The sequence below is a fragment of the Ciceribacter lividus genome (assembly GCF_003337715.1).
In the GTDB taxonomy this organism is placed as follows: domain Bacteria; phylum Pseudomonadota; class Alphaproteobacteria; order Rhizobiales; family Rhizobiaceae; genus Allorhizobium; species Allorhizobium lividum.
In genome coordinates, this window is sequence record NZ_QPIX01000005.1 from 102,417 (window position 1) to 128,014 (window position 25,598).

A 25,598-nucleotide genomic window follows, 5' to 3' on the forward strand; every position below is an offset into this window, starting at 1 on the left:
GCCCGTCGGGCGGCCCCTTTTTGCATGGTGCGGTTCAGCGATTGCCTCCTGCGCAGCCCGCAAGTGCCGGCCGTCGTCGCAGGCAAGAGGCACCGCGCTGGCCGGCTTCTGAGGGTGATGTCACCGAGACGAGAAGAGGCCGTCCCGTTGACCGGCCGCGGACGAGGTGTCAAACATGGCGGATCGCGAGAAGAGCAGGGCGGCGCATCCGAATGACCAATCTCCTGTGGCTGCAGGCCGGAAGCTGCGGTGGGTGCACCATGTCGGTGCTCGACCACGGCGCACGCGGCTGGGTGCGTGAGCTGCAGAATTTCGGCATCGATCTCCTCTGGCATCCCTCGCTCAGCGAGGAAAGCGGCGAAGAGGCGATCGCCATCCTCGGTGACGTCGCGGCGGGACGCACGCCGCTCGACTTTCTCTGTATCGAGGGTTCGATCCTGCGCGGCCCGAACGGAAGCGGGCTTTACAACCGGTTCGCCGGCACCGGCCGCACAATGCTCTCCTGGGTCAGGGAACTGGCGCCGCTTGCCGACTACTGCATCGCCGTCGGTACCTGCGCCTCCTATGGCGGCGTCCATGCCGCCCAGCCCGACCCTGCGGACGCTTCCGGCCTGCAATACGAAGGCTCGATCTCGGGCGGTGTGCTGGGGCCGGATTTCCGTGCACGTTCGGGCCTGCCGGTGATCAATGTCGCCGGCTGTGCGCCGCATCCGGGCTGGATCATGGAGACGCTGGCGGCGCTTCAGATGGGCGACTTCGACGAGAGCGATCTCGATCGCCTCGGCCGGCCGAAATTCTTCGCCAAGACGCTTGCCCATCACGGCTGCGAGCGCAACGAATACTACGAGTTCAAGGCAAGCGCCGAGAAGCTCTCCGATCTCGGCTGCCTGATGGAACATCTCGGCTGCAAGGCGACACAGGCCGTCGGCGACTGCAACCAACGCGCATGGAACGGTGGCGGTTCCTGTACGCATGGCGGCTTCTCGTGCGTGGCCTGTACGTCGCCGGCTTTCGAGCAGACGGAGGATTTCCTGAGAACGCCGAAGGTGGGCGGCATTCCCGTCGGCCTGCCGCTCGACATGCCGAAGGCGTGGTTCGTGGCGCTTGCCGCGCTCTCGAAGTCGGCAACACCGGATCGTGTCCGGCAGAATGCGACCTCGGACCGGGTGGTCCGCGATCCGCGACGGGCGGGCGGGCACGACGAATGACGCGTGTGATCGCCGGCCCCTTCAACCGTGTCGAGGGTGACCTCGAAGTCGCGCTCGACATCCAGGACGGCGTCATCGCCCGGGCCGAGGTGACGGCGACGCTCTATCGCGGCTTCGAGCAACTGCTTTCCGGGCGCCCGGGTCTCGATGCGCTGGTGATCGCGCCGCGTATCTGCGGCATCTGTTCCGTGTCGCAGTCGATTGCCGCGGCCACCGCGCTGCGCAATCTTGCGGGCGGGCTTGCCGCGCCGAATGGCTATATCGCCGCCAATATCGCCCATGCGGCGGAAAATATCGCCGATCACCTGACGCATTTCTATCTCTTCTTCATGCCGGATTTTGCCCGTGCCGAATATGCCGGACGGCCGTGGTTCGAGAACGCGGCCGGTCGCTTCAAGGCAGCGAGTGGCAGCGGTTCCGCTGTCTTCCTGCCGCGCCGCCGGCGCCTTCTCGAGGTGATGGGGATCATCGCCGGCAAGTGGCCGCATTCGCTCGCTTTCCAGCCGGGTGGTACGACGCGGGCGATCGACGTCGGCGAAAGGGTACAGCTTGCCGCCATTCTCGGCGAACTCCAGGTCTTCCTGGAGGAGACCGTTTTCGGCGTCCCGCTCGACGAAATATTCGCGATGGAGACTCCGGAGGAGCTTTCGAACTATGCCGAGCGGGCGCGGGGCGATTTCCCGTTCTTCCTGACGATTGCCGCCGATCTCGGCCTCGGGAGCATGGGAAGGGGGGCGAGCCCGCTGTTGTCCTTCGGAGCTTATCACGAGGCGAACGACTCCTATTTCAAACGCGGCGCCGCATCGGCGGACGGCACGGTTGCTCAGCTGGATGTCGCGGCGATTTCCGAGGACGCGACCTGCGCATGGTTTGCGCCGACCAGTACCGATCCGGCGCTTGCCGAGACGCTGCCGTCGGCTGAAAAGGCGAATGCCTACTCCTGGGCCAAGGCGCCGCGGCTTTCCGGCAGGCCGGCCGAGGTCGGCGCAGCAGCCCGTCTTGCCGTCTCCGGCCATCCGTTGATTACCGCGCTGATTGCCGAAGGCGGCGCGACCTCGGTGCGGACGCGGATTGTCGCGCGGCTCCTCGAGGCGGCGATCCTCGTGCACGCGAGCCAGGGCTGGTGCCGGCAATTGCGGCTGAAGGAAGAGTTCTGCGCCCATTTTGCGCTACCGGACGGTGCGGCGGCGGCCGGGCTGGTCGAGGCGGCCCGCGGTGCGCTCGGCCACTGGGTCGGCCTCAGGGAAGGCCGCATCAGCCATTACCAGATCATCGCACCCACCACCTGGAACTTCTCCCCGCGCGATGCCGCCGGCGTGCCGGGACCGCTCGAAAGCGCGCTCGCCGGGCTCGACACCGGTGGGCTCGGTGCGAAGTCGGCAGCGCTCCAGCATGTCATCCGCTCCTTCGACCCCTGCATGGTCTGCACCGCCCATTGATATTCGTCAGGGCCGGTCAGTGGCTTTCCACTGTTGACAAGCCGGTGAGCACCTGTCGACGAGGGCGGACGCAAGGAGCATGTTGCTCGCGTCGGGCAAAGTAAAGAATCTCCAATGATTTCAGTTTGATGGATCAGGCTCTCTCGAAGAGCACCGATCTGGTCTGCTTCTTGCTGTCCTTAAAGTCCGTAGCCCGCCCTTGTTCTGCAGCGGGTATGTGCTGGCAAGTGGGCTCCCAAGGCTCCGGGCCCGGCGCAGCTTCACGAAAAGGATGCGGTGCGGGTCGCAGTTCCGCGACGGGCCGCTCGGGCAGGAAGGCTGGAGGAGATCAATGGCCGCAACGGAAACCTTCTATGATGTCATACGCCGCCAGGGCATCACGCGCAGGAGCTTCACGAAGTTCTGCTCGCTGACCGCGGCAAGCCTCGGATTCGGTCCGTCGGGCGCCAGAGCGATGGAGGAGGCGCTGGAGACCAAGGAGCGTGTGCCGGTGATCTGGATGCACGGCCTGGAATGCACCTGCTGTTCGGAAAGCTTCATCCGCTCGGCCCATCCGCTGGTGAAGGACGTCGTGCTGTCGATGATCTCGCTCGACTACGACGACACGATCATGGCGGCCGCCGGCCACCAGGCCGAGGCGATCCTCGAAGAGACCAAGGAGAAGTACAAGGGCAAGTATATCCTCGCCGTCGAGGGCAATCCTCCGCTCAACGAGGACGGAATGTTCTGCATCGACGGCGGCAAGCCCTTCGTCGAGAAACTGAAGTGGATGGCCGAGGATGCGATGGCGATCATCGCCTGGGGCGCCTGCGCCTCGTGGGGATGCGTGCAGGCGGCCAAGCCCAACCCGACGCAGGCCACTCCGATCGACAAGGTCATCCGTGACAAGCCGATCATCAAGGTGCCGGGCTGTCCGCCGATCGCGGAAGTCATGACCGGCGTCGTCACCTTCATCACCACCTTCGGCAAGCTTCCGGAACTCGACCGGCAGGGCCGTCCGAAGATGTTCTACTCGCAGCGCATCCACGACAAGTGCTACCGCCGTCCGCATTTCGACGCCGGCCAGTTCGTCGAGGAGTGGGACGATGAGGGCGCGCGCAAGGGCTACTGTCTCTACAAGATGGGTTGCAAGGGCCCGACGACCTACAACGCCTGCTCGACGGTGCGCTGGAACAACGGTGTCTCCTTCCCGATCCAGTCCGGCCACGGCTGCATCGGCTGCTCGGAAGAGGGCTTCTGGGACAAGGGCAGCTTCTACGACCGCCTGACCACGATCAACCAGTTCGGCGTCGAAGCCAATGCCGACCAGATCGGCAAGACGGCGGCCGGCGTCGTCGGTGTGGCGATCGCCGCCCATGCCGGCATCACCGCGGTCAAGCGGGTCACCGCCAAGAACCGCGAAAAGACCGACGCATAACGGGGAGGGGTATCATCCATGACAATCCAGACGCCAAACGGTTTCACGCTCGACAATTCCGGAAAGCGCATCGTCGTCGACCCGGTCACCCGCATCGAAGGTCACATGCGTGTGGAGGTGAACGTCGATGAAAACAATGTCATTCGTAACGCCGTCTCGACCGGGACAATGTGGCGCGGCATCGAGGTGATCCTCAGGAATCGCGACCCGCGCGACGCCTGGGCCTTCACCGAACGGATCTGCGGCGTGTGCACCGGCACCCATGCGCTCACCTCGGTGCGCGCGGTGGAGAACGCGCTCGGCATCAGCATTCCGGAGAATGCCAACTCGATCCGCAATCTCATGCAGCTGGCGCTGCAGGTGCATGACCACATCGTGCACTTCTACCACCTGCACGCACTCGACTGGGTCGACGTCGTCTCGGCGCTCTCTGCCGACCCGAAAGCAACGTCGGCGCTTGCGCAATCCGTCTCCGACTGGCCGCTTTCCTCGCCCGGCTACTTCAAGGATATTCAGGGGCGGCTCAAGAAGTTCGTCGAATCCGGGCAGCTCGGTCCGTTCAAGAACGGCTATTGGGGCAATGCCTCCTACAAGCTGCCGCCGGAAGCGAACCTGATGGCGGTCGCCCACTATCTGGAGGCGCTCGACTTCCAGAAGGAGATCGTCAAGATCCATACGATCTTCGGCGGCAAGAACCCGCATCCGAACTGGCTGGTGGGCGGCGTGCCGTGCCCGATCAACGTCGACGGCACCGGTGCCGTGGGTGCGATCAACATGGAGCGGCTGAACTACGTCACCTCGATCATCGACCAGCTCATCGAGTTCAACGACAAGGTCTATATCCCCGACATCATGGCGATCGGCTCCTTCTACAAGGACTGGCTCTATGGCGGCGGGCTTTCGGGCAAGAATGTGCTCGCCTATGGCGACGTGCCGGAACACGCCAACGATTACAGCGAGGCGAGCCTGAAACTGCCGCGTGGCGCGATCATCAACGGCAATCTTGCGGAAGTTTTCCCGGTCGATCACGCCGATCCGGAGCAGATCCAGGAATATGTCACGCACTCCTGGTACAAGTATCCGGACGAAAGCAAGGGGCTTCACCCCTGGGATGGGGTTACCGAGCCGCATTACGAGCTCGGCCCGAATGCCAAGGGCACCAAGACCAACATCGAGGAGCTGGACGAAGCCGGCAAATATTCGTGGATCAAGGCCCCGCGCTGGCGCGGCAATGCCATGGAAGTCGGCCCGCTCGCGCGCTGGATCGTCGGCTACGCCCAGAACAAGGCGGAGTTCAAGGATCCGGTCGACAAGGTGCTGAAGGATCTCGGCCTGCCGACCTCGGCGCTCTTCTCGACGCTCGGCCGGACAGCGGCGCGCGCGCTGGAATCGCAATGGGCGGGATACCAGATGCGCCACTTCCACAACAAGCTGATCGCCAATATCAAGGCCGGTGACAGCGCGACTGCCTTCGTCGACAAGTGGAAGCCGGAAACCTGGCCTTCGGAAGTGAAGGGTGTCGGTTTCACCGAGGCTCCGCGCGGCGCACTCGCCCACTGGATCAAGATCAAGGACGGCAAGATCGAGAACTACCAGTGCGTCGTGCCGACCACCTGGAACGGCAGTCCGCGCGACCCGCAGGGCAATATCGGTGCGTTCGAAGCCTCGCTGATGGATACGCCGATGTCCGATCCCGCCCAGCCGCTGGAAATCCTGAGGACCATCCATTCCTTCGATCCGTGCCTTGCATGCTCCACGCATGTGATGAGCCCGGACGGTCAGGAAATGGCGAAGGTCCAGGTGCGTTGAGGGGGATCGGCGATGACCGTGCACGAATCCCTCACCGCCTCGGACTCCCACGGCGAGACCGCCGTGGAGCGCCAGAGCGTCTATGTCTATGAAGCGCCGGTGCGCATCTGGCACTGGGTCAACGCCTTCGCGATCTTCACGCTGGCGCTGACGGGCTATTTCATCGGTTCACCTCTCCCGGCGGTGCCGGGGGAGGCGAGTGCGAACTTCCTGATGGGCTATATCCGCTTTACCCATTTCGCCGCCGGGCAGGTGCTTGCCGTGTTCCTGCTCCTCAGGATCTATTGGGCCTTCGTCGGCAACGTGCATGCCCGCCAGATCTTCTATGTGCCCTTCTGGAAGGGGCAGTACTGGAAGGAATGGTGGCACGAGGTGAAGTGGTACACGTTCCTCACCTCCAAGCCGAAGAAGTATGTCGGCCATAATCCGCTGGCGCAGTTCACGATGTTCCTCGTCTTCACCCTGCCGCTCGTCTTCATGGTGGTGACCGGGTTCGCCCTCTACAGCGAAGGCGCCGGGCGTGACAGCTGGGAATATGCGCTCTTCGGCTGGGTATTCTCGATCTTCCCGAACAGCCAGGATCTGCACACCTGGCACCACCTCGGCATGTGGGTGATCCTGCTCTTCGTGATGGTCCATATCTACGTGGCCGTCCGCGAGGACATCATGAGCCGCCAGAGCATCATCTCCTCGATGATTTCCGGCGAGCGCATGTTCAAGGACAGGGAGGACTGAATGGCGGAGGCGGTCGCGACAGCCGCGCCGAAGGTCCTCGTCCTCGGGATCGGCAACATCCTGTGGGCCGACGAGGGCTTCGGCGTCCGGGCGGTGGAGGCCTTTCACAGGGCGTTCGAGGTGCCGGAGAACGTCACCGTGCTCGATGGTGGCACGCAGGGGCTCTATCTCGTCCAGTTCGTCAACGAGCACGACAGGCTGATCGTCTTCGACGCGATCGATTACGGGCTGGAACCTGCGACGCTGAAGCTCGTGGAAGACGACGAGGTACCGAAATTCACCGGCGCAAAGAAGATGAGCCTGCACCAGACCGGCTTTCAGGAGGTGCTGAGCGCCGCCGATCTGATGGGGCGGTATCCCGAACGGCTTGCCCTGATCGGCTGCCAGCCCGTCGATCTCGAAGACTGGGGTGGTCCTCTGACTGGACCTGTCGCGGCGGTGATACCCGCGGCCGTCGAACTGGCGGTCGACATTCTCGGACGCTGGGGGGGCGCGGTCACGCGGCGTCCCGAGGGAGCGGCGGTGCCGCCGCTCCTGGAAAACGACATCGATTTCGAAAGCTACGAGCGGCGCACCGCGCGCGTCGCCGGCGCCAACCTCTAGGGGAACGACAATGAAGAGACTTCGTACACTCGCGCTGTTCGTGCTGGCGGCGCTTCCTGCGACCGCCGAGGCGCATACCGGCGTCGGCCTCCACAGCCACGGCTTCGAAGCCGGCTTTTCACATCCCTTCACCGGGCTCGACCACATGCTTGCGATGGTCGGCGTCGGCCTCTGGGCCGCGAGCCTCGGCGGGCGGGCGCGATACCTCGTTCCGCTCTCCTTCATGGGTGTGATGGTCGCTGGCGGGCTCCTCGGCATCGCCGGCATTGCCTTGCCGATGGTGGAAACGCTGATTGCTGCATCGGTGGCGGCGATCGGTCTTGTCGTCCTCCTGAATGTCCGGGTGCCGACGCCGATCGCCTCGGCCTTCGTCGGCGCCTGTGCGCTGTTCCACGGCCACGCCCACGGGGCGGAACTGCCTGCCATGGCAAACCAGTGGGGCTATGTCGCGGGATTCGTGCTCGCGACCGGTCTTCTCCATGCCGCGGGCCTCGGCCTCGGCATGGCGCGCTTCGGTAACGCCGAGGGACTTTTGCGCCGGGCGGCCGGCGGCCTCGTCGCCGTCGCGGGGCTTGCGTTGTTCGCCGGCTGATCGGTCCGCCATAAGGTCGATCCCGGGGGCTGGGGGTTTCCGGGTCGAGAAAGAGGAAGCAGGAGAAGGCAGATGTGCATCGGAATACCCATGCGGGTCGTCGAGGCGGGCGAGTTCGAGGCGATCTGCGAACGCCACGGCGAACGACATCGCGTTTCGCTGATGCTCGTCGGGGCCCAGGAGCCAGGCACCCATCTGCTGACCCATCTCGGTTCGGCAATCCGGGTGCTCGGAACGGAGGAGGCGAGTGCGATCGACAACGCGCTCACCGGCCTCTCGGAAGCGGTCGACGGGCGTCCCTTCGAGGCGCTCTTCGAAGACCTGATTTCGCGCGAACCGGAACTGCCCGAACACCTGCGGTGACGCTTTGTCGGGAACATGGAAAGTAAAATGACAAGGGCGGAAACCTAGTTTCCGCCCTTGTTCGTTCTGGCGTATGCCAAAGTGGAAAAATCGCTTTCAATTCAATGGAAGGCGCCTTTTCGGTCAACTGGCACGTGCTTTGCTGAGTGTTATGGGAGACCTTCGGTCGCGCTGTTCATGGGAGGAGTGAATGCCGTCATTTCTGGTCCGCGCCTTGAGCGAGCGGATGAAATTGCCCGTCGTCGACGAGACGTCGATCGATGCCTTCCTTGCGCAGGAGGCGTCGGAGCCGGAGCATAGCCTGTTGTTTTTCACCGGCGATCCGGCACAGCGCAGCGAGAGCAACGATGTCGCGGTGGTCATGCCGGAGATCCTGCAGAGCTTCCAGGGCCGGCTCAAGGGCGCGGTGGTCGCCCGGGATGCCGAGGAGAAGCTGAAGGCGCGCTTCCACGTCGTGATGATGCCGAGCCTGGTGGTCACGCGGCGTGACGAGGTGCTCGGCGTCCTGCCGCGTATCCGCGACTGGTCGGAATACATGGAGGAAATCGGCCGCTGGCTGCTGCCCGGCACGCCGGCCCTGCCTCCGTCCGCGGGGCCGAAGGTGGAAATCAACTATTCAGGCAAGGGAGCAAGCGCATGAAGGCCGGGTTTTGGGTCGCCCCCGAGGGCGAGGATGCGGCTATGACCGTCATGCCGATCGACGCGGAGCCGCCAACGGCCACCCGCAGGCTGAACTATCTCGCGACCGCGAGTGCGGAGGATATGATCCGCCGTTGCCGCAGGACGGCGGAGCTGCTGCCGAAGATCGCCGATGCGCTGGCGGTGAAGAAGGCTGACGAACCCGGAACGCTCTTCGACATCACCGATTTCCCGGAGGACGACCGCGAGCTCATCTCGCAGACGCTCGGCGAGGGCGAGGTCGCGGGCGTCGTCGCGCTGCAGAACGGTGTCCTTGCACAGATCCAGGAAGCCGTGATGGCGGGCGTCTGGCGCATCCGTTTCACGAGCGCTGACGGAGTTCTCCTCGCCGACTACATCGAGGTTGCCGCGATTCCGGCGGCCGTCCGCGAGGCGACGTCCGCTCTGCCGGCGAGCTTTTCCGTCGGCGAGCCGCCGGCCGGCGCCATGAACGTCATGCCCGTCCTGCACGAGATCGGCGAGCGCGTCGCGGGCCATCGCGAGGGCGATGCCTCCCACACGATCACCTTCTCGCTGTTGCCGATGAGCCCGGACGACATGGGCTTCCTGCAGGAGACGCTCGGTCCCGGCCCGGTGCAACTGACTTCCCGCGGCTACGGCACCTGCCGCATACTTGCGACCGGTGTCCGCCATGTGTGGTCGGTGCAGTTCTACAACGCCATGGACACGATTATCCTCGACACGCTGGAGATCGGCGGGACGCCGTCCGTCGCGATTGCGGCGGAGGAGGATTTTCGCGACTCGGAAAGCCGCCTGCGGGAGATCGAGGAGGCCTATTTCAAATGAGCGGCTTCGAGAATTTCGGCAAGCGCGAGACGGTGGACGCCGCCGACCGCATGGAATGCGGCATCTGCTGGCATGTCTACGATCCGGCCGAAGGGGATCCTGTCTGGCAGATCGACATCGGCACGGCTTTTGCCGACCTGCCGCCGGACTGGCGCTGCCCGAACTGCGATGCCCCGCAGGAAAAGTTCATGAGGCTCGGCGATGGAGGCTGAAGCGGACCGGCAGACCGCAGAGATGCAGGCGGCGGAGATCGCGCGCCGGCTGGAGGCACGCTATCGCGTTATCGCCGAGACGGCGATGGCCGACGTGCCGATCTGCAATGCCGCGCTCGAAGTCGCAAGCTGCGGTTTCCGCCCTTGGGGCGGCCGCGCCTTCGGTGTCGTCGTGACGCCCTGGTTCATGAACCTGCTCGCCGTCGATCTGCCCGGGGTGGAAAGCCCGCCGGCAGCAAACGGCACGACCGTGCGCGCCTTCCTTCCGGCGGGCGAGGTGGAACTGATCGCCGGCGAGCTGGAGGGTATCGGCCGGGTTGACGCCTGTTCGCTCTTTTCGCCGGTCCTCGAATTTTCCTCGATGGAAGTGGCAATCGAGACCGCCATCGAGGCCGCCAACGCTTTCTTCGATCCCGAGGCGCTGGCCGAGCCGCCTCCGCCCGCGCCGGCCGTCAATCGGCGTGACCTCTTGCGCGGACGTTTCGGGTCTCGCGAGGAGGCGCAGCCATGACGTTTGCGCTCGGTGCCGGTTCGATCAGGATCGACGTGACGGTATCGCGCGGGCAGGTCTGCGCGGTCGCGCTTTCCGCCGATCGTCCGCAGGGACTGGCGCAGATGTTCGTTGGCCGAAATCCGCAGGAAGCGCCGCAGCTCGCCGGCCGGCTCTTCTCGCTCTGCGGGTTTGCCCAGTCGACGGCGTCGACGCTTGCCGTCGCCGCGGCGAAAGGCGAGCCGGTGCCGGACGATAGGCGGCGGGATCTCGCCATGGGCGTGCTCGCCGAGCGGGTGTTCGAGACGCTGCGGGCCCTCGTCATGCAATGGCCGACGAATGCCGGCGCCCGCTCTGCCGCACAGGCAGCGCCGGCGCTCCGCAAGGCGCTTGCCGCGTCGCAGTCGATCATCGCCGGTGCGGCACGGGGCGCCGAGATGGCCGCATCCGTGACGACGCTCGAAGACGCCGCCGCCGCTCTGGGCGCGGCGAAGATGGAAACACCATCTGCCGGCACCCTGTGTGGCGCGATCCTCGCCGAACTGCAGGGTGCCGATAGTTTCCCGCACCGGGCTCCGGACGGTCTCTCGCCGGACGAGGACCCTGCGGTGGTGGACCTGATGCGCCGTGAGGCGGGCTTCTGCACGCGGCCGCATCTCGCCGGACGGGTGGTCGAAACCGGCGCCTATGCGCGGCTCGGCGATGTCCTGCCCGCGCATGGTCCGTATCTTGCCGCCCGGTTCTCCGCTCGTCTTGAGGACGTCCGCGAGAGCCTCGACGCGTTGCGGGCGCTTGCGGAAGGAAAGACAGGGGATCTTGCGGGCTTGATGCGCTCGGGAGAATTGTCCAACAATGCCGGCTTCGGCGCCGTGGAGTGCGCGCGGGGGAGGCTTTATCACGAGGTGGAGATCGGCGCGGACGGCAGGCTTTCGGCCTATCGCATGCTCGCTCCGACGGAGTGGAATTTTCACCCCGCCGGGCCCTTCGTCGAGACGTTACTGTCGAGCCGTATCGGGGAGGGCGAGACAGCGCGCACGAGAGTGTCGCAGCTGGCAGCGCTCTTCGATCCGTGCGTGGCGTTCGAAATCAGGCTGAAGGACGCAGTGCATGCATGAGATGTCGCTGATGGAAAGCGTGGTGGAGATCGCCTGCGAAACGGCAGAAAAGGCCGGCGCCGCGAAGGTGAAAGTGATCCGCCTCGACGTCGGCGTGCTGAGCCACGTCGACCCCGACGCACTTCTCTTCTGCTACGAAGCGATCCGCCGAGGCAGCCTCGCCGAAGAGGCGGAGCTTCGCATCAACCGGGTGGCGGGCGAGGGCTGGTGCCTCGACTGCGGCAAGACGGTGCCGCTTGCGGAGCGCTTCGGGGCTTGTCCAGAATGCGGGCAGTATCATGTGCAGATGACGGCTGGCGACGAATTGAAGATCAGGGATTTGGAGGTGATCTGATGTGCACGGTATGCGGTTGCGGGACGGAGCCCGTTGTCGAAAAAGGTCACGCCCATGCTCACGGGCACGGGCACGGACATCATCACGACGATCATCATCATGACCATGATGACCATCACGCGCACGCGCATCCGCATGGCGATGGGCATTCCCACGATCATGAGCACCAGCATGAGCACGGCGACGAAGGTGTCATCCATTACGGCCAGGGTATTGCCGGCGTCCATGTCCCGGGCATGAGCCAGGAGCGGATCATCCAGGTCGAGCGAGACATCCTGTCGAAGAACGACGGCTTCGCCGCGGAAAACCGGGCCTATTTCGCTCACAATGGCATCTTCGCCCTGAACTTCGTGTCGAGCCCCGGTTCCGGCAAGACGAGCCTCCTGGTGCGCACGATCAGCGACCTCAGGGAACGGTTGGCGATCGGCGTCGTCGAGGGCGACCAGCAGACCTCCAATGATGCCGCCCGCATCCGCGAGACCGGTGCGCCGGCGATCCAGGTCAATACCGGCAAGGGCTGTCACCTCGACGCGCACATGGTCGGCCATGCCGTCGAGGAACTCGCGCCGCCGAAGAACAGCGTGCTTTTCATCGAGAATGTCGGGAATCTCGTCTGTCCCGCCGCCTTCGATCTCGGCGAGGCGCACAAGGTGGTGCTGCTCTCGGTGACGGAAGGCGAGGACAAGCCGCTCAAATATCCCGACATGTTCGCTGCCGCCGACCTGATGATCCTGAACAAGGCCGACCTGCTGCCGCACCTCGATTTCGATGTCGGCGCCTGCATCGCGAATGCGCTCAGGGTCAATCCGAAGCTGCAGACGCTGGTTGTCTCGGCAAGGACCGGCGAGGGCATGCCGGCCTTCTATTCGTGGATCGAGGCGAACGCCGCCATGGCCGTCACCCGGGCACTGGCGAAGGCAGGCTGAGCATGCTGCAGCGGAACCCGGCCCCCTCCCGCTCGATGCCGCCGCGCAGGCTCCGCCTGCGGGTGCGCGGCGTCGTGCAGGGCGTCGGCTTCCGCCCCTTCGCCTTCGGGCTCGCCCGTCGTTACGGGCTTTCGGGGTTCGTGCTGAACGACAGCGAAGGCGTCCTGATCGAGGTCGAGGGCGGGCCGGTCGAGGACTTTCGTGCGGCTCTGCGTGCGGAGGCACCGGCGCTCGCCCGCATCGATGCGGTGGAGGCCGAGGAGCGACCGCTCGGTCATGACGCGGACTTCGTGATCGCGGAAAGCCGCGGCGGCAAGGCGGCGACACGGATCGGCGCCGATGCCGCGACCTGTCCGGAGTGCCTGCGGGAGCTGCGCGATCCGGAAAGCCGCTTCTTCGGCTACGCTTTCGTCAACTGCACCCATTGCGGCCCGCGTTACACCATCACCCGGGCGCTGCCCTATGACCGGGCGCAGACATCAATGGCGGGTTTTGCCATGTGCCCGGCCTGCGCGTCGGATTACCGCGATCCGGAAAACCGGCGCTTCCACGCCGAGCCGGTCGCCTGTCCGGCTTGCGGACCGCGCCTCAGCCACCGGATCGAAGACATCGCCGCAGCGCTCCTCGACGGCAGGATCGTCGCGCTGAAGGGGATCGGCGGCTTCCACCTGTTGTGCGACGCGCAAAACGCCGACGCGATCGCGAAACTGCGCCGGCGAAAGGCGCGCGACGAAAAGCCCTTTGCGGTGATGGTCGGCGATATCGCGACGGCGCGCCGCTTCGCCGATCCGACCCCCGCGGAGGAGGAGCTGCTTTTGGGCGCCGCCCGCCCGGTGGTGCTTGTCGAGGGACGGGGCAGGCTGCCGGCGGGGATTGCGGCTGGCCTTTCCCGTATCGGTGTCATGCTTGCCTATGCGCCGGTCCATCACCTGCTGTTTGATGAACTGGTGCGGCGATCACCGACAACCCCGGTTGCACTGGTCGCGACCAGCGCCAATCCGGGAGGCGAGCCGCTCGCGGCCACCAACGAGGACGCGGAGCGCCGGCTCGCCACGATCGCCGACCTCATCGTCACCCACGATCGCGACATCCTGGTCAGGGCGGACGATTCGGTGATGCAGGTCGTTGCCGGTGCCCCGGCCTTCCTGCGGCGCGCCCGCGGCTTCGTGCCGGAACCGGTCGACCTCGGGTCCGACGGGCCATCGGCGATCGCGCTCGGTGCGGACCTCAAGAACACCGTCTGCCTGACCCGCGGCCGTGAGGCTTTCGTCTCCCAGCATGTCGGTGGGCTCGACAATGCCGAGACGCTGCGTTTTCAGCGCGAGACGGTCGAACATCTCTGCCGCATTCTGGCGATCCGTCCGGATTATGCCGCCTGTGATCTGCATCCGGATTTCCGGTCGGTCCGGCTTGCCGAAGATCTCGGCCTGCCGCTGGTGCGCGTGCAGCACCATGTCGCCCATGTTGCGGCGGTTGCCGCCGAAGACAGGCTGGAGGGCGCATTGCTCGGGCTTGCCCTCGACGGTCACGGCTACGGCGCCGATGGCGGCATCTGGGGCGGCGAACTGCTGATGCTCGACGGCTGCCGCTGGCGGCGCCTCGGTCATCTGGCGACGCTGCCGCTTGCCGGCGGCGACCGCGCCGCGCGCGAACCCTGGCGGATGGCCGTCGGCGCGCTGGTCGCAGCCGGACGGGGCGATCTCGCCCACGAGATCTTTGCGGGGGCTCCGGAGGCCGCGCGGCTCGTGGCCATGCTGGAGGGCGGAATGCGGATTGCCGAAACCTCGAGCCTCGGCCGGCTCTTCGATGCGGCGGCGGCGATCGCCGGGGCTCGCATGGTCCAGACCTTCGAAGGGCAGGCTGCGATGGAATTCGAGGCCATCGCCCATGAGGTGGAGGCGGATACCGAGGGCTACCGGATCGAGAACTGCGTCGTGGATTTTCGGCCGCTGCTGGTGCGGATGGCCGAGCAGGGGCTCAAGGGGGCTGCCGCCTCCAGCCTCTTCCATGCAACGCTCATCGCCGGCCTTGCCGAATGGACGCTCGCCACCGCAAGGACAGAGAGGCTCGACCGCGTCGTGCTCTCCGGCGGCTGCCTCGCCAACCGCAGGCTTGCAGAGGGCCTTCGCGCAAGGCTCTCGGCCGCCGGCATCGAAACCTGCCTGCCGCAGGCGGTGCCCGCCGGCGACGGCGGCCTGTCGCTCGGCCAGGCGGCCTTTGCGCGGCATGTCATCGCGAACGACAGAACACAAGTGGAGGAGCCGTAGGCATGTGTCTTGCTATACCCGTTCAGGTGAAGGAGGTGCTTCCCGGTGAGATGGCGAGGGTGACGCTCGACGGCGTCTCGAAGGTCATTTCGATCGCCCTCGTCGATGACGTGAAGCCCGGAGACTATCTCGTGCTGCACGTCGGCTACGCGCTCGCGAAGATCGAGCCGGAGGAGGCGGAACGGACGCTGGAACTGCTCCGGCTGGCGGCAGAGGGGGCGGCGGCATGAAATACATCGACGAATACCGCGACGGCAGATTGGCCAAGGACATTGCCCGGCAGATCGCCACGCGCGCTCGGCCGGATCGGGCCTATCATTTCATGGAATTCTGCGGCGGTCACACCCATGCAATCTCGCGCTACGGCCTCGAGGACTTGCTGCCCGCAAATGTCCGGATGATCCACGGGCCGGGCTGTCCCGTCTGCGTTCTGCCGATCGGCCGCGTGGACGCGGCGATCGCGCTCGCCATGCGCCCCGAGATCACGCTCTGCACTTATGGCGACCTGATGCGGGTACCCGGCTCGAACGGGTCGAGCCTCCTGAAAGCCAAGGCAGCCGGCGCCGATATCCGAATGGTCTATTCGACGCTCGATGCGATACGGATCGCCGAGGAAGAGACCGACCGCGAGGTCGTGTTCTTCGCCATCGGCTTCGAAACCACGACGCCGCCGACCGCGCTCGCGCTGCGCTTCGCGATCGAAAAGAAGATTGAGAACTTTTCGATCTTCTGCAATCACGTGCTGACGCCTTCGGCGATCCAGAAGATCCTGGAGAGCCCGCAGGTAGGCCTCTCTGACGCAGTCAGGATCGAGGGTTTCATCGGCCCGGCCCACGTCTCGACCGTGATCGGTACCGAACCCTACCGCCGTTTCGCCGATGAGTTTGGCAAGCCGATCGTGGTGGCGGGCTTCGAGCCGCTTGATGTGATCCAGGCGATCCTGATGCTGGTCGACCAGGTGAATGACGGCCGCCACGAAGTGGAGAACCAGTATATCCGCGCCGTCACGACCGGCGGCAACGAGAAGGCGCAGGCCGAAGTGAGCAAGTATTTCGAACTGCGCGACAGCTTCGAATGGCGCGGGCTTGGTGAGTTGCCGCTGAGCGCGCTGGTGCTCAGGCCGCAGTATGCGAAATATGACGCCGAAAAACGCTTCCAGATGGCCACGCCGGACGCGAAGGACAACCCGGCCTGCGAATGCGGCACGATCCTGCGCGGCGTCAAGCGTCCCGCGGATTGCAAGCTGTTCGGCACCGTCTGCACGCCCGACACGCCGATGGGTTCCTGCATGGTCTCGTCTGAAGGCGCGTGCGCCGCTCACTGGACCTATGGTCGCTTTCGGGAAAAGGCGAAGGAAGCGAATGCGGGGAGGGCGGTCGCGTGAACATGGTGCTGAAAGCCTACAAGCGCAAACTCGACATTCGGAACGGCCTCGTCGATCTTTCCCACGGCGCCGGCGGCCGGGCGATGGGGCAGTTGATCGAGGGGATATTTCACAAGGCCTTCGATAATGACTGGCTGCGCGCCGGCAACGACCAGTCGGCTTTCGCGGTGCCCGGTGGGCGGATGGTGATGACCTCGGACGGCTATGTCGTCTCGCCTCTCTTCTTCCCCGGAGGCAATATCGGCTCGCTGGCCGTCCATGGCACCATCAACGATGTCGCCATGGCCGGTGCTGTGCCACTCTATCTTTCGGCGAGCTTCATCATCGAGGAGGGCTTTCCGCTCGCCGACCTGGCGCGGATCGCAGAGACCATGGGAGAAGCCTCGCGCGAGGCCGGCGTGCCGATCATCACCGGTGACACCAAGGTTGTCGAGCGCGGCAAGGCGGACGGCGTCTTCATCTCGACGGCCGGTGTCGGCGTGGTGCCGCCAAGCCTCGATCTGCGGTCGGATGCCGCCCGTCCGGGCGATGCGGTGATCGTCTCGGGCTCGATCGGCGAACACGGTGTGGCGGTAATGTCGAAGCGGGAAAATTTGGAGTTCGACGTCGACATCGTCTCCGATACGGCGGCGCTGCACGGGCTGACCGCCGCCATGGTCGAGGTCGGCGGGGCGCATCTCCGGTTGATGCGCGACCCGACCCGCGGAGGTCTGGCGGCGACGCTGAACGAAATCGCCAACCAGTCGAAGGTCGGGTTCCGGATCGACGAGGACGGCATTCCGATGCGGCCGGAGGTGGCCGCGGCCTGCGAATTCCTCGGGCTCGATCCGCTGAACGTCGCCAACGAGGGCAAGCTGGTGGCGGTCGTCGAACCCGAAGGAGCGGATGCGATCCTCGCGGCGATGCGAAACCATCCGCTCGGCCGCGACGCCGCCATCATCGGCCACGCGGTTGCCGACGAGCACTGCTTCGTACAGATGGAGACCTCCTTCGGCGGCGGCCGGATCGTCGACTGGCTGTCCGGCGAGCAGCTGCCGCGCATCTGCTGACCAGTCATGCGCATCCTGTTGTTGTGTCAGAGTTTCAATTTATTGTTGCATCGTCTTCATGTAGAGCTTCGGGAGGAGGGACGCGTCGTCTCTGTCGAACTTGACATCCACGACGACCTGACGCGGGAGATGGTGGACCTTTTTGCCCCGGACGTGATCGTCGCGCCGTTTCTGAAAAGGGCGATCCCTGAGGCTGTCTGGTCGAACGTTCTCTGCCTCGCCGTCCATCCGGGTATCGAAGCCAGGCTCGCTGCGGACGAGGAGAAAAAGCCGCTCTCGGCCTACCGGACCGAAGAGCTTGCCCACATGCGGCGCAATTTCTACGGCTTCGATCCGAGCTACCATGTGGCGCGGTTCGATTTTATCCATAAGATAGCGAAGTCGAGAACGCCGGCGACGCTGGCCGTTCACCGCGCCGGCGACGGCGGCAGACAGGGGGGCGCAGGGTGCAGGCCTTGATCAATACCCACACGACCGTTCTGGTCGTCGACGACGAGGTACGCTCGCTTGAGGCGATCCAGCGCATCCTGAGCGATGAGTTCGAGGTCATCTGTGCCCGCAACGCCGAGGAGGCGGAGGCCGTCCTCAACGGCGAACTGGTGCAGATCATCCTCTGCGACCAGCGGATGCCGGGCGAATCCGGGGTTTCATTCCTGCGCCGCGCCCGCGAACTCTGGCCGGACACGATCCGCATCATCATCTCCGGCTACACCGCCTCGGAAGACATCATCGACGGCGTCAACAAGGCCGGCATCTATCGCTACATCACCAAGCCGTGGAACCCGGACGAATTGCTCACCTGCCTGCGCGAGAGCGCGAGCCTCTGGCGACTGCAGCACGCGGCCGGCGAGGTGAATGTCGAGGTGAAGCCGGTGAGCGACCGTCTGGAGAAGGTCGTCACCGACAAGCGCCGGAACGCCCAGAAGAGTTTCGGCTTCGACCGGATCGTCCATACGCCGGAAAGCCCGCTCGTGCATTCGATCAGGCTCGCCCGTCAGGCGGCGCAGTACGACATCTCGGTGCTGATCACCGGCGCCTCAGGCACGGGGAAGGAACTGCTCGCACGCGCCATCCATCGGGAATCGGCACGTTCGGACCAGTCCTTCGTCGTCGAGAACTGTGGTGCTCTGCCGGACGACCTGCTGGAAAGCGAACTCTTCGGCTGCAAGAAGGGCGCCTATACGGGAGCCTACCAGGATCGTGTCGGTCTCTTCGAACTCGCCGACAACGGCACGATCTTCCTGGACGAGGTTGGAGAGACGTCGCCCGCCTTCCAGGTCAAGCTCCTGCGCGTGCTGCAGGAGGGGGAAATCCGCCCGCTCGGCGCGCAGCGGCCGCGCAAGGTCAATGTTCGGGTGATCGCCGCGACCAACCGCGACCTTCTTGCCGAGGTCGCCGTCGGACGCTTCCGCCGCGACCTCTATTATCGTCTGGCCGCCTTCCCGATCCACATGCCGGCGCTGAAGGAGCGCGCCGAGGACATTCCGGTGATCGCCGCGCGGATGCTGATGCAGATCAACCAGTCCTTCAACCGCCAGGTTCCGGGCTTCCACCCGCGCACGCTCGATCTCATGAACGCCTATCACTGGCCGGGCAACGTTCGGGAGCTGCACAACGAGATCCAGCGGATGGTGGTGCTGTCCGACGAGAATGCACCGCTGGAACCCTCGCTGCTGTCGCCGGAGATCCTGGGCACGCTCGCCCCGAAACCGAACGGTGCGAGCCACTGCTCGGCGCAGCAGTTGAAGGACATCGTCGCGGAGGTCGAGAGGGCGGCGATCCAGGCGAGCCTTGAGCGCAACCAGGGCAATATCAGCCGCACGGCCGACGAATTGGGCTTGTCGCGGGTCGGTTTGAGAAGCAAACTCGAACGATACGATCTGCGACGTGGCCAGGATGACGATGACGCCGACTGAGGCAATGCTCGGACATCAAAACGGAACGGTCTCCGCTCAGGGCGCGATGGAGCTCGATCGCGCGAGCGAGGCCATGTGGGTGGACGTCATCCGCCGCATGGACGAGGTCTATTCCGAGCTCCTGCGCAACGAGGCCGACCTCGAGCGCAAGAATGCCGAGCTCGAGGAGGCGCAGACCTTCATTTCGAGCGTCATCGCCTCCGTGTCCGATGTCCTGATCGCCTGCAGTGCCGACGGCCGCATCAAGAAGGTCAATCCCGCCTTTCTGAAGTTGACCGGCCTCGAGGAAAAGGCCGTGCTCGGAAGCCGGATCTTCGGCTATCTCGCCGAACGCGACAGGCCGCAGGCGGAAAGACTGATCGCCGCCGGCCATCAGGGCAACGTCATGGAGGGAGATCTGCATCTGATCGCCGCCGACGGGCACGAGGAGTGCCTCGCCATCCGCTGTGCGGCGCTGTTCGACGCCGGTCGCCGCCGCATCGGCGCGGTCCTCACCGGGCGTCCGATCAGTGAGCTCAAGCAGGCCTACGAGGCGCTGCACCGCGCCCACATGAACCTGCAGCAGGCGCAGCGCCGGCTGATCGAACAGGAGAAGATGGCAAGCCTCGGCCGCCTCGTCGCGGGCGTCGCTCACGAGCTGAACAATCCGATCAGCTTCGTCTACGGCAACATCTATACGCTCGACCGGTACCGCAAGAACCTGATCTTCTACCTCGACGCCATTCATCGCGGCGAAGCGCCGGAACGGCTCGCCGAGCTGCGCAAGGACCTGAAGATCGATGCCATCACCGCCGATGTCGGTTCCCTGCTCGAAGGGACGCTCGAAGGCGCGAACCGGGTGAGCGACATCGTCAAGAACCTGCGGCGGCTCTCCTTCAGCAAGGCCGGCGAGCGGCAGGCGGTCGACGTCGGCCGGCTCCTTCGCAATTCCGCCCACCTTGCCGCCAGGGCGAAGAATTCGCAGGCCGAGATCGTCATCGACAGCGATCCGGATCTCGTCATCGAGGGCCACGAGGGGCAATTGCACCAGGTGATCGTCAACCTGATAGACAATGCGCTCCATGCCGTGGAGGGGCGGGAGGGCCCGCGCGTGCATCTCACTGCGCGGAGACTGGATCAGGCGATCGAGCTCACGGTCGCCGACAACGGACCGGGCATCGCCGAGGAGGACATGAGCAAGATCTTCGAGCCCTTCTTCACGACAAAGGCGGTCGGCGAGGGCACCGGGCTCGGCCTCTGGATCAGCTTCACGATCATTGAGGATTTCGGTGGCACGATCACCGCCGGGCGATCGAAGGACGGTGGCGCCGAGTTCAGGGTCGTCTTGCCGGCTGCCGACGGGCGCTTGTAAGCGAGGCGGTGGCTGCCGTCACTCAGATCAGCCGGAGTCCGCGGAAACTCGCGTGACCCTGCCGGCCGATGATGATGTGGTCATGCACGGTGATGCCGAGCGGCTTTGCGGTATCGATGATCGTCCGCGTCATGTCGATATCGGCCCGTGACGGCGTCGGGTCGCCGGACGGATGGTTGTGGACGAGGATGATCGCCGTCGCGGAGAGTTCGAGCGCGCGTTTCACCACCTCGCGGGGATAGACGGGTGTGTGGTCGATCGTGCCGCGCCCCTGCACCTCATCGGCGATCAGCGCGTTGCGCTTGTCGAGGAAGAGGATGCGGAATTGCTCGGTGGTCTCGTAGGCCATCGCCGCGTGGCAGTAGTCGATCACCGACGACCATGAGGAGAGCACATGCCGCTCCTTGAGTTCGCTCTTCAGCATCCGCTGGGCCGTGGTCGCGATGAGCTTCAGGTCGAGTGCCACCGTCTCACCGATCCCTTTCACCTCCTGCAGCAGGGCAGGAGGTGCCCCGAGCACACCTGCGAGCGTGCCGAAGCGGCCGATCAACGCCTTGGCGATCGGCTTGGTATCGCGGCGCGGAATGAGCCGGAAAAGCAGAAGTTCGAGGAGTTCGTAGTCCGCGAGCGCCGCCTCGCCGCTTTCCCGGAAACGCGTCCTCAGCCTGTCGCGATGGCCGATATAGTGCGCCTCTTCCGGAGCCGCCGCAGACGATTTCTGAAGTGGCCGAGGTTTCGCCGGCTGTTCGGCGAAGAAGCTTCGTTCGTCGACGGGGGCAGCATACTCCTCCGCCTCTTCCCGGTCCGGCGCGACGGTTTCGTCGTCTTCATCGTCAGCCGGGAAAAGGGACGGAGGTTTGCCCATCGTCAGCCTCGAAGCGGCGGCAGTCCGGGACGGTCGATACCGGCGGGCGAAAGCGTGAAGATTTCACAGCCCGTCGCCGTCACGCCGACGGCGTGCTCGTATTGCGCGGTCAGTGAACGGTCGCGGGTGACCGCCGTCCAGCCGTCCGAGAGTACCTTCACGTGCGGGCGGCCGAGATTGATCATCGGCTCGATGGTGAAGATCATCCCTTCGCGCAGCTCAGGTCCCTCGTCGGCCCGGCCGTAGTGCAGGATGTTCGGGGAATCGTGGAACAGCCTGCCGATGCCGTGGCCGCAGAAGTCGCGCACGACCGAACAGCGTTCGGCTTCCGCGTAGGTCTGTATTGCCTCGCCAATGGCGCCGGTGCGAGCGCCGGGACGCACGGCTGCAATCCCGCGCATCAGACACTCGTAGGTGACTTCGAGCAGCCGCTCCGCAGCCCGCTTGATCTCGCCCACCGGATACATGCGGCTCGAATCGCCGTGCCAGCCGTCCAGAACATAGGTGACGTCGATGTTGACGATATCGCCCTCGCGCAACGGCTTGTCGTTCGGAATGCCGTGGCAGACGACATGATTGATCGAGGTGCAGCTGGATTTCGTGTAGCCGCGATAGTTGAGCGTCGCCGGGAGCGCGCCGTTGTCCATGCCGAACTCGAAGACGAAGCGGTCGATCGCATCCGTCGTGACGCCAGGCTTGACCATGGAGGCGAGTTCGTCGAGGCAGCGCGCCGTCAGTTGCGACGCCTTGCGCATGCCGTCGAAGGCCTCAGGGCCGTAAAGCCGGATCGCTCCCGTGTTCTTGAGCGGCGCCGTTGCCGCATCGATGTAATTTACCATTCATCCGCTTTCAGGTTGGATGCATTCCGATTGTCAGACCGTACATAATGCAGCAGGGGCGGCTTCGTCCATTGCGATGCGCTGAAATGGCGCGATTTCCGCAGCACTCACCTTGCATTTGACGGCATAGGCCTCGACGCCCCGCCGTCTTGCCTCGGCAAAGGCGCGGGCATAGGCGGGGTCGAGATCGCCCGAAAGGCGGAAGCGGTCGCAGTCCTCGCGCTGGATGAGATAGAGCATGACGGCGCGATGGCCGGCATCCACCATTGCCGTGAGTTCTTCGAGATGTCTGGCGCCGCGCGCCGTCACGGTGTCCGGAAATTCGGCAAGCCGCCTTTCGCGAATGAAATGCACGTTCTTCACCTCGACATAGGCGTCCGGCCGTCCGGTTGAGGAAAGAAGGAAGTCGATGCGAGAGTTCCGGCCATAGCGCTGTTCGCGCCGCAAGGTTTCGTAACTCGCCAGGTTGTCGACGAGGCCCATCCGGATCGCCTCTTCGCCGAGCCGGTTGGCGAGCGCGGCATGGACGCCGACGACGGTATCGTCAGCCTCGATCAGTTCGAAGGCGTAGCGGTGCTTGCGTGCCGAGCCGGCATGATCGGAGAGCCAGATGCGCGAACCGGCATCCGTCAGTCCCAGCATCGAGCCTGTGTTCGGGCAGAAGCCGGTGATCTCGGTGCCGTCCTCAAGCCGCGCGTCGAACAGGAAGCGCTTGTAACGCCGGATGAGTGTGGCGGGGACGAGAGGCGGATCGAACCTCATTGTCCGACGTCACGCCCGTTCGAGGACGTAGGTTCCGGGGGCGTCGGCGATCGCGTTCAGCGCGCCGCCGCCGGGCTTGCGGGCAGGGACCCGCTTGTCGTCGAGCGACTCGATCCAGGTTTGCCAGTGCGGCCACCAGGAGCCCGGCGTCTCTTCGGCCTTTTCCAGCCAGTCCTCGAAGGCGCCGGTGGGCGCGGCGCCGGTCCAGTACTGGTACTTCTGCTTTCCGGGCGGGTTGACGACGCCCGCGATGTGGCCGGAACCGCTGAGGACGAAGGTGACCGGCCCGCCGAACAGGCTGCTGCCGACGAAGACCGATTTTGCCGGTGCGATATGGTCCTCGCGGGTCGCGAGATTGTAGATCGGGATCTTCACGTCCTTCAGCGACAGCGTCTTGCCGGCGATCTTCATCCGGCCCTTGCTCAGCGCATTGTCGAGATAGCAGTTGCGTAGGTAGAACGAATGGTTGGCTGCCGCCATCCGGGTCGAGTCCGAATTCCAGAACAGCAGGTCGAAGGGCATCGGCTCCTCGCCCTTCAGGTAATTGTTCACGAAATAGGGCCAGATGAGCTCGGAAGCCCTCAGCATGTTGAAGGCGGATGCCATCTTCGAGCCATCGAGATAGCCGCTCGCCCGCATGCGCTCTTCCATTGCGTCGAGTTGTTCCTCGTCGACGAACACCTTGAGATCGCCCGCATGGGTGAAGTCGACCTGGGTGGTGAAGAGCGTCGCGCTCGCGATGCGTTTGTTGCGCTCCTTGGCGTGCAGGGCGAGTGCCGCCGAAAGCAGCGTGCCGCCGACGCAGTAGCCGATCGCGTTGACCTTGCCCTCGCCGGTCGCCTTCTCGACGGTCCCGAGAGCAAAATCGATGCCCTCGCGGATATAGGCTTCCCAGTCCTTCGTAGCATGTCGCTCGTCGGGATTGACCCACGAGATGACGAAGACGGTATGCCCCTGGTCCACGCACCACTTGATGAAGGACTTTTGCGGGTTGAGGTCGAGGATATAGAACTTGTTGATCCACGGCGGCACGATCAAGAGCGGCCGCTTGAGGACCGTGTCGGTCGCCGCCTCGTATTGCAGGATTTCGCAGATATCGTTCTGGGCGATCACCTTGCCGGGTGTGACGGCCATGTTCTCGCCGACGGTAAACTTGCTGTAGTCGGTGTGGCGTAGCCGCAGGTCGCCGCCGCCGGCGGCGATATCCTCGGCGAGCATCTTCATGCCGCGAACGAGGTTGTCGCCGTGGCTGGCGACTGTTTCGCGGTAGACCTGCGGATTGGTGACGACGAAATTGGCGGGCGAAAGGGCAGCCGTGATCTGCCGGACGTAGAAGGCCGCCTTGTGCCGGGTGTGCTCGTCGAGCCCCTCGGCATCGCTCACCATGCGCTCCGCCCACTCGCTGCCGATGAAATAGACCTGGCGCAGGAAGTCGAAGAACGGATTGCGCTGCCAGTCCTCGTCGGAGAATCGCTTGTCGTTCGGAAGTTGTGGCGAAGGCTCCGCGGTTTCTCCTCCGGCCAGCCTCTGCGCCGTCCGCGTCCAGGCGCCGAACATGCCGGCAAGCAGATAGCTCTGCGCTTCCAGTGTCCGCTTCGGGTCCGACATCCAGTACTCGGCGACCTTCGACATCGTCTTGACGAGTTCCGTGAGCGGCTGCGACACGGGGTCGACGATTTCGCCCCGCTCGCGCGGCGCAAGCCACGTCGAAGCGGCCTTGCCGAGGTTTTCGAGCGCACGGGCGACGTTGAGTGCCAGCGCTTCGGGATCCTTGACGATGTAGGGTTCAATCAGCTTCGGATCGAAGCCTTGGGCCGTGGCCCCGGATGTAGCACCGTCGTCGGTGTCTCTGCTCAAGCTGTTCCTCCCGAGAGCGCTCCTGCGAGTCCTCTTTTATGTTTGCCTATCCTGCCCGAAAACGACTACAAGTTCCAGCAATACGAAAGCCACTCCTGAAGTATTCGGGAGCAGGGATCAACCGCCGGATGCAGCGTGCGGCCGGTATGGGATATATAGGTATGATTGCAGCGATGTGGGCGATGAAAACGTGGCGTCTTGGCTCCAGTCTGGTACTGGCCTCAGCACTCGGTCTCGCCACGGGATGCTCGTCGACGGGCGGGAAGACGGCCGCGGCCGAGCCGCGTTCCTCCGTGCTCGACGTGACCGTCACCGACGACGCTCGCGCCCCGCAGACGCCGGCGCTCGGCACGTCTCCGGACGGCTACCCGGATTTCTCGCAACCACTGACGGCCGCGAGCGTTCAGATGAGCGACGAGGAGGCGGTGGCCCTGCAGGCGAAACTGTCTGCGCTCGCCTCCGCCCGCAAGGCGGGCACGATCTCCGAGGCGGAATACCAGCAACGCGTGGCAGAGCTGCGCAAGCTCGCCGCCGAGCACGGCGTCGACGTACAGGCGGCGCTGGCCAAATAGCGCTTGCC

At 64.9% G+C, this 25,598-nt stretch carries 26 protein-coding genes and 1 pseudogene; 23 read left to right on the forward strand and 4 right to left on the reverse strand.

Annotation, left to right across the window (positions count from 1 at the left end; genetic code table 11):
- The first annotated feature begins 212 nt into the window (after positions 1-212).
- The 22 genes from DFR48_RS10420 to DFR48_RS10525 all read left to right on the forward strand — a co-directional run bounded on the left by DFR48_RS10420 (position 213) and on the right by DFR48_RS10525 (position 20,695).
- Positions 213-1,208: an NADH-quinone oxidoreductase subunit B family protein gene (locus DFR48_RS10420; protein ID WP_114363094.1), complete on the forward strand. Its 996-nt coding sequence runs from the start codon at positions 213-215 to the stop codon at positions 1,206-1,208.
- A complete protein-coding gene (locus DFR48_RS10425; protein WP_114363095.1) occupies positions 1,205-2,647 on the forward strand; it encodes a nickel-dependent hydrogenase large subunit in 1,443 nt (480 codons plus the stop codon). The genes DFR48_RS10420 and DFR48_RS10425 overlap by 4 nt, the downstream gene beginning before the upstream one ends.
- A gap of 331 nt (positions 2,648-2,978) precedes the next feature.
- A complete protein-coding gene (locus DFR48_RS10430) occupies positions 2,979-4,064 on the forward strand; it encodes a hydrogenase small subunit (protein ID WP_114363096.1) in 1,086 nt (361 codons plus the stop codon).
- Positions 4,065-4,082: 18 nt separating this feature from the next.
- Positions 4,083-5,873, forward strand: coding sequence for a nickel-dependent hydrogenase large subunit (locus tag DFR48_RS10435; protein WP_114363097.1), 1,791 nt, complete (start codon positions 4,083-4,085; stop codon positions 5,871-5,873).
- A 12-nt stretch (positions 5,874-5,885) separates the two neighbouring features.
- Entirely contained in the window at positions 5,886-6,608 is a 723-nt protein-coding gene (cybH, locus tag DFR48_RS10440; RefSeq protein ID WP_114363098.1) for a Ni/Fe-hydrogenase, b-type cytochrome subunit, read from the forward strand.
- Positions 6,609-7,211 carry a HyaD/HybD family hydrogenase maturation endopeptidase gene (locus DFR48_RS10445; RefSeq protein WP_114363099.1) on the forward strand — a complete coding sequence of 201 codons (603 nt, stop codon included), beginning with the start codon at positions 6,609-6,611 and terminating at the stop codon, positions 7,209-7,211.
- A 10-nt stretch (positions 7,212-7,221) separates the two neighbouring features.
- Positions 7,222-7,803 carry a HupE/UreJ family protein gene (locus DFR48_RS10450; RefSeq protein ID WP_114363100.1) on the forward strand — a complete coding sequence of 194 codons (582 nt, stop codon included), beginning with the start codon at positions 7,222-7,224 and terminating at the stop codon, positions 7,801-7,803.
- 72 nt (positions 7,804-7,875) lie between these two features.
- Entirely contained in the window at positions 7,876-8,166 is a 291-nt protein-coding gene (gene hypC, locus DFR48_RS10455) for a HypC/HybG/HupF family hydrogenase formation chaperone (RefSeq protein ID WP_114363101.1), read from the forward strand.
- A gap of 190 nt (positions 8,167-8,356) precedes the next feature.
- Complete coding sequence (locus DFR48_RS10460) at positions 8,357-8,806, forward strand: thioredoxin domain-containing protein (protein WP_114363102.1); 450 nt, start codon at positions 8,357-8,359, stop codon at positions 8,804-8,806.
- Complete coding sequence (locus DFR48_RS10465; protein ID WP_114363103.1) at positions 8,803-9,651, forward strand: hydrogenase expression/formation protein; 849 nt, start codon at positions 8,803-8,805, stop codon at positions 9,649-9,651. Before DFR48_RS10460 ends, DFR48_RS10465 begins: the two co-directional genes overlap by 4 nt.
- Positions 9,648-9,863, forward strand: coding sequence for a rubredoxin (locus DFR48_RS10470; protein ID WP_114363104.1), 216 nt, complete (start codon positions 9,648-9,650; stop codon positions 9,861-9,863). Before DFR48_RS10465 ends, DFR48_RS10470 begins: the two co-directional genes overlap by 4 nt.
- Positions 9,853-10,374, forward strand: coding sequence for a [NiFe]-hydrogenase assembly chaperone HybE (gene hybE, locus DFR48_RS10475; RefSeq protein WP_114363105.1), 522 nt, complete (start codon positions 9,853-9,855; stop codon positions 10,372-10,374). Before DFR48_RS10470 ends, hybE begins: the two co-directional genes overlap by 11 nt.
- Positions 10,371-11,468 (forward strand): nickel-dependent hydrogenase large subunit, encoded by a 1,098-nt coding sequence (locus tag DFR48_RS10480; protein ID WP_114363106.1) that lies wholly within the window; start codon positions 10,371-10,373, stop codon positions 11,466-11,468. The genes hybE and DFR48_RS10480 overlap by 4 nt, the downstream gene beginning before the upstream one ends.
- The gene (gene hypA / locus DFR48_RS10485; protein WP_114363107.1) at positions 11,461-11,802 is read left to right on the forward strand and encodes a hydrogenase maturation nickel metallochaperone HypA; all 342 of its coding nucleotides are present in this window, start codon (positions 11,461-11,463) and stop codon (positions 11,800-11,802) included. The genes DFR48_RS10480 and hypA overlap by 8 nt, the downstream gene beginning before the upstream one ends.
- Entirely contained in the window at positions 11,802-12,728 is a 927-nt protein-coding gene (gene hypB, locus DFR48_RS10490; RefSeq protein ID WP_114363108.1) for a hydrogenase nickel incorporation protein HypB, read from the forward strand. The genes hypA and hypB overlap by 1 nt, the downstream gene beginning before the upstream one ends.
- 2 nt (positions 12,729-12,730) lie before the next feature.
- Complete coding sequence (gene hypF, locus DFR48_RS10495) at positions 12,731-14,995, forward strand: carbamoyltransferase HypF (RefSeq protein ID WP_114363109.1); 2,265 nt, start codon at positions 12,731-12,733, stop codon at positions 14,993-14,995.
- Positions 14,996-14,997: 2 nt separating this feature from the next.
- The gene (locus DFR48_RS10500) at positions 14,998-15,225 is read left to right on the forward strand and encodes a HypC/HybG/HupF family hydrogenase formation chaperone (protein ID WP_114363110.1); all 228 of its coding nucleotides are present in this window, start codon (positions 14,998-15,000) and stop codon (positions 15,223-15,225) included.
- Positions 15,222-16,379, forward strand: a complete 1,158-nt coding sequence (gene hypD / locus DFR48_RS10505; protein ID WP_114363111.1) for a hydrogenase formation protein HypD — start codon at positions 15,222-15,224, stop codon at positions 16,377-16,379. The genes DFR48_RS10500 and hypD overlap by 4 nt, the downstream gene beginning before the upstream one ends.
- Positions 16,376-17,428, forward strand: a complete 1,053-nt coding sequence (hypE, locus tag DFR48_RS10510; RefSeq protein ID WP_280956426.1) for a hydrogenase expression/formation protein HypE — start codon at positions 16,376-16,378, stop codon at positions 17,426-17,428. The genes hypD and hypE overlap by 4 nt, the downstream gene beginning before the upstream one ends.
- Before the next feature lie 6 nt (positions 17,429-17,434).
- A complete protein-coding gene (locus DFR48_RS22225; RefSeq protein ID WP_245415581.1) occupies positions 17,435-17,887 on the forward strand; it encodes a formyl transferase in 453 nt (150 codons plus the stop codon).
- Positions 17,887-19,344, forward strand: a complete 1,458-nt coding sequence (locus DFR48_RS10520) for a sigma-54-dependent transcriptional regulator (RefSeq protein WP_114363297.1) — start codon at positions 17,887-17,889, stop codon at positions 19,342-19,344. Before DFR48_RS22225 ends, DFR48_RS10520 begins: the two co-directional genes overlap by 1 nt.
- The gene (locus tag DFR48_RS10525; protein WP_245415582.1) at positions 19,331-20,695 is read left to right on the forward strand and encodes an ATP-binding protein; all 1,365 of its coding nucleotides are present in this window, start codon (positions 19,331-19,333) and stop codon (positions 20,693-20,695) included. The genes DFR48_RS10520 and DFR48_RS10525 overlap by 14 nt, the downstream gene beginning before the upstream one ends.
- 22 nt (positions 20,696-20,717) lie before the next feature.
- Here DFR48_RS10525 and radC read toward each other — a convergent pair.
- From radC to DFR48_RS10545, 4 genes and pseudogenes are all read right to left on the reverse strand, one after another.
- Positions 20,718-21,464, reverse strand: a pseudogene (gene radC, locus DFR48_RS10530) (RadC family protein); the annotation flags it as partial.
- 98 nt (positions 21,465-21,562) lie between these two features.
- Entirely contained in the window at positions 21,563-22,399 is an 837-nt protein-coding gene (gene map / locus DFR48_RS10535; protein WP_114363114.1) for a type I methionyl aminopeptidase, read from the reverse strand.
- Positions 22,400-22,432: 33 nt separating this feature from the next.
- Positions 22,433-23,161, reverse strand: coding sequence for a DNA/RNA nuclease SfsA (gene sfsA, locus DFR48_RS10540; protein WP_114363115.1), 729 nt, complete (start codon positions 23,159-23,161; stop codon positions 22,433-22,435).
- A gap of 9 nt (positions 23,162-23,170) precedes the next feature.
- Positions 23,171-25,018 (reverse strand): PHA/PHB synthase family protein, encoded by a 1,848-nt coding sequence (locus DFR48_RS10545; protein WP_114363116.1) that lies wholly within the window; start codon positions 25,016-25,018, stop codon positions 23,171-23,173.
- A 182-nt stretch (positions 25,019-25,200) separates the two neighbouring features.
- Here DFR48_RS10545 and DFR48_RS10550 point away from each other — a divergent pair, with 182 nt between their 5' ends.
- Complete coding sequence (locus tag DFR48_RS10550; protein ID WP_425359249.1) at positions 25,201-25,590, forward strand: hypothetical protein; 390 nt, start codon at positions 25,201-25,203, stop codon at positions 25,588-25,590.
- The last annotated feature ends 8 nt before the right edge of the window (positions 25,591-25,598 follow it).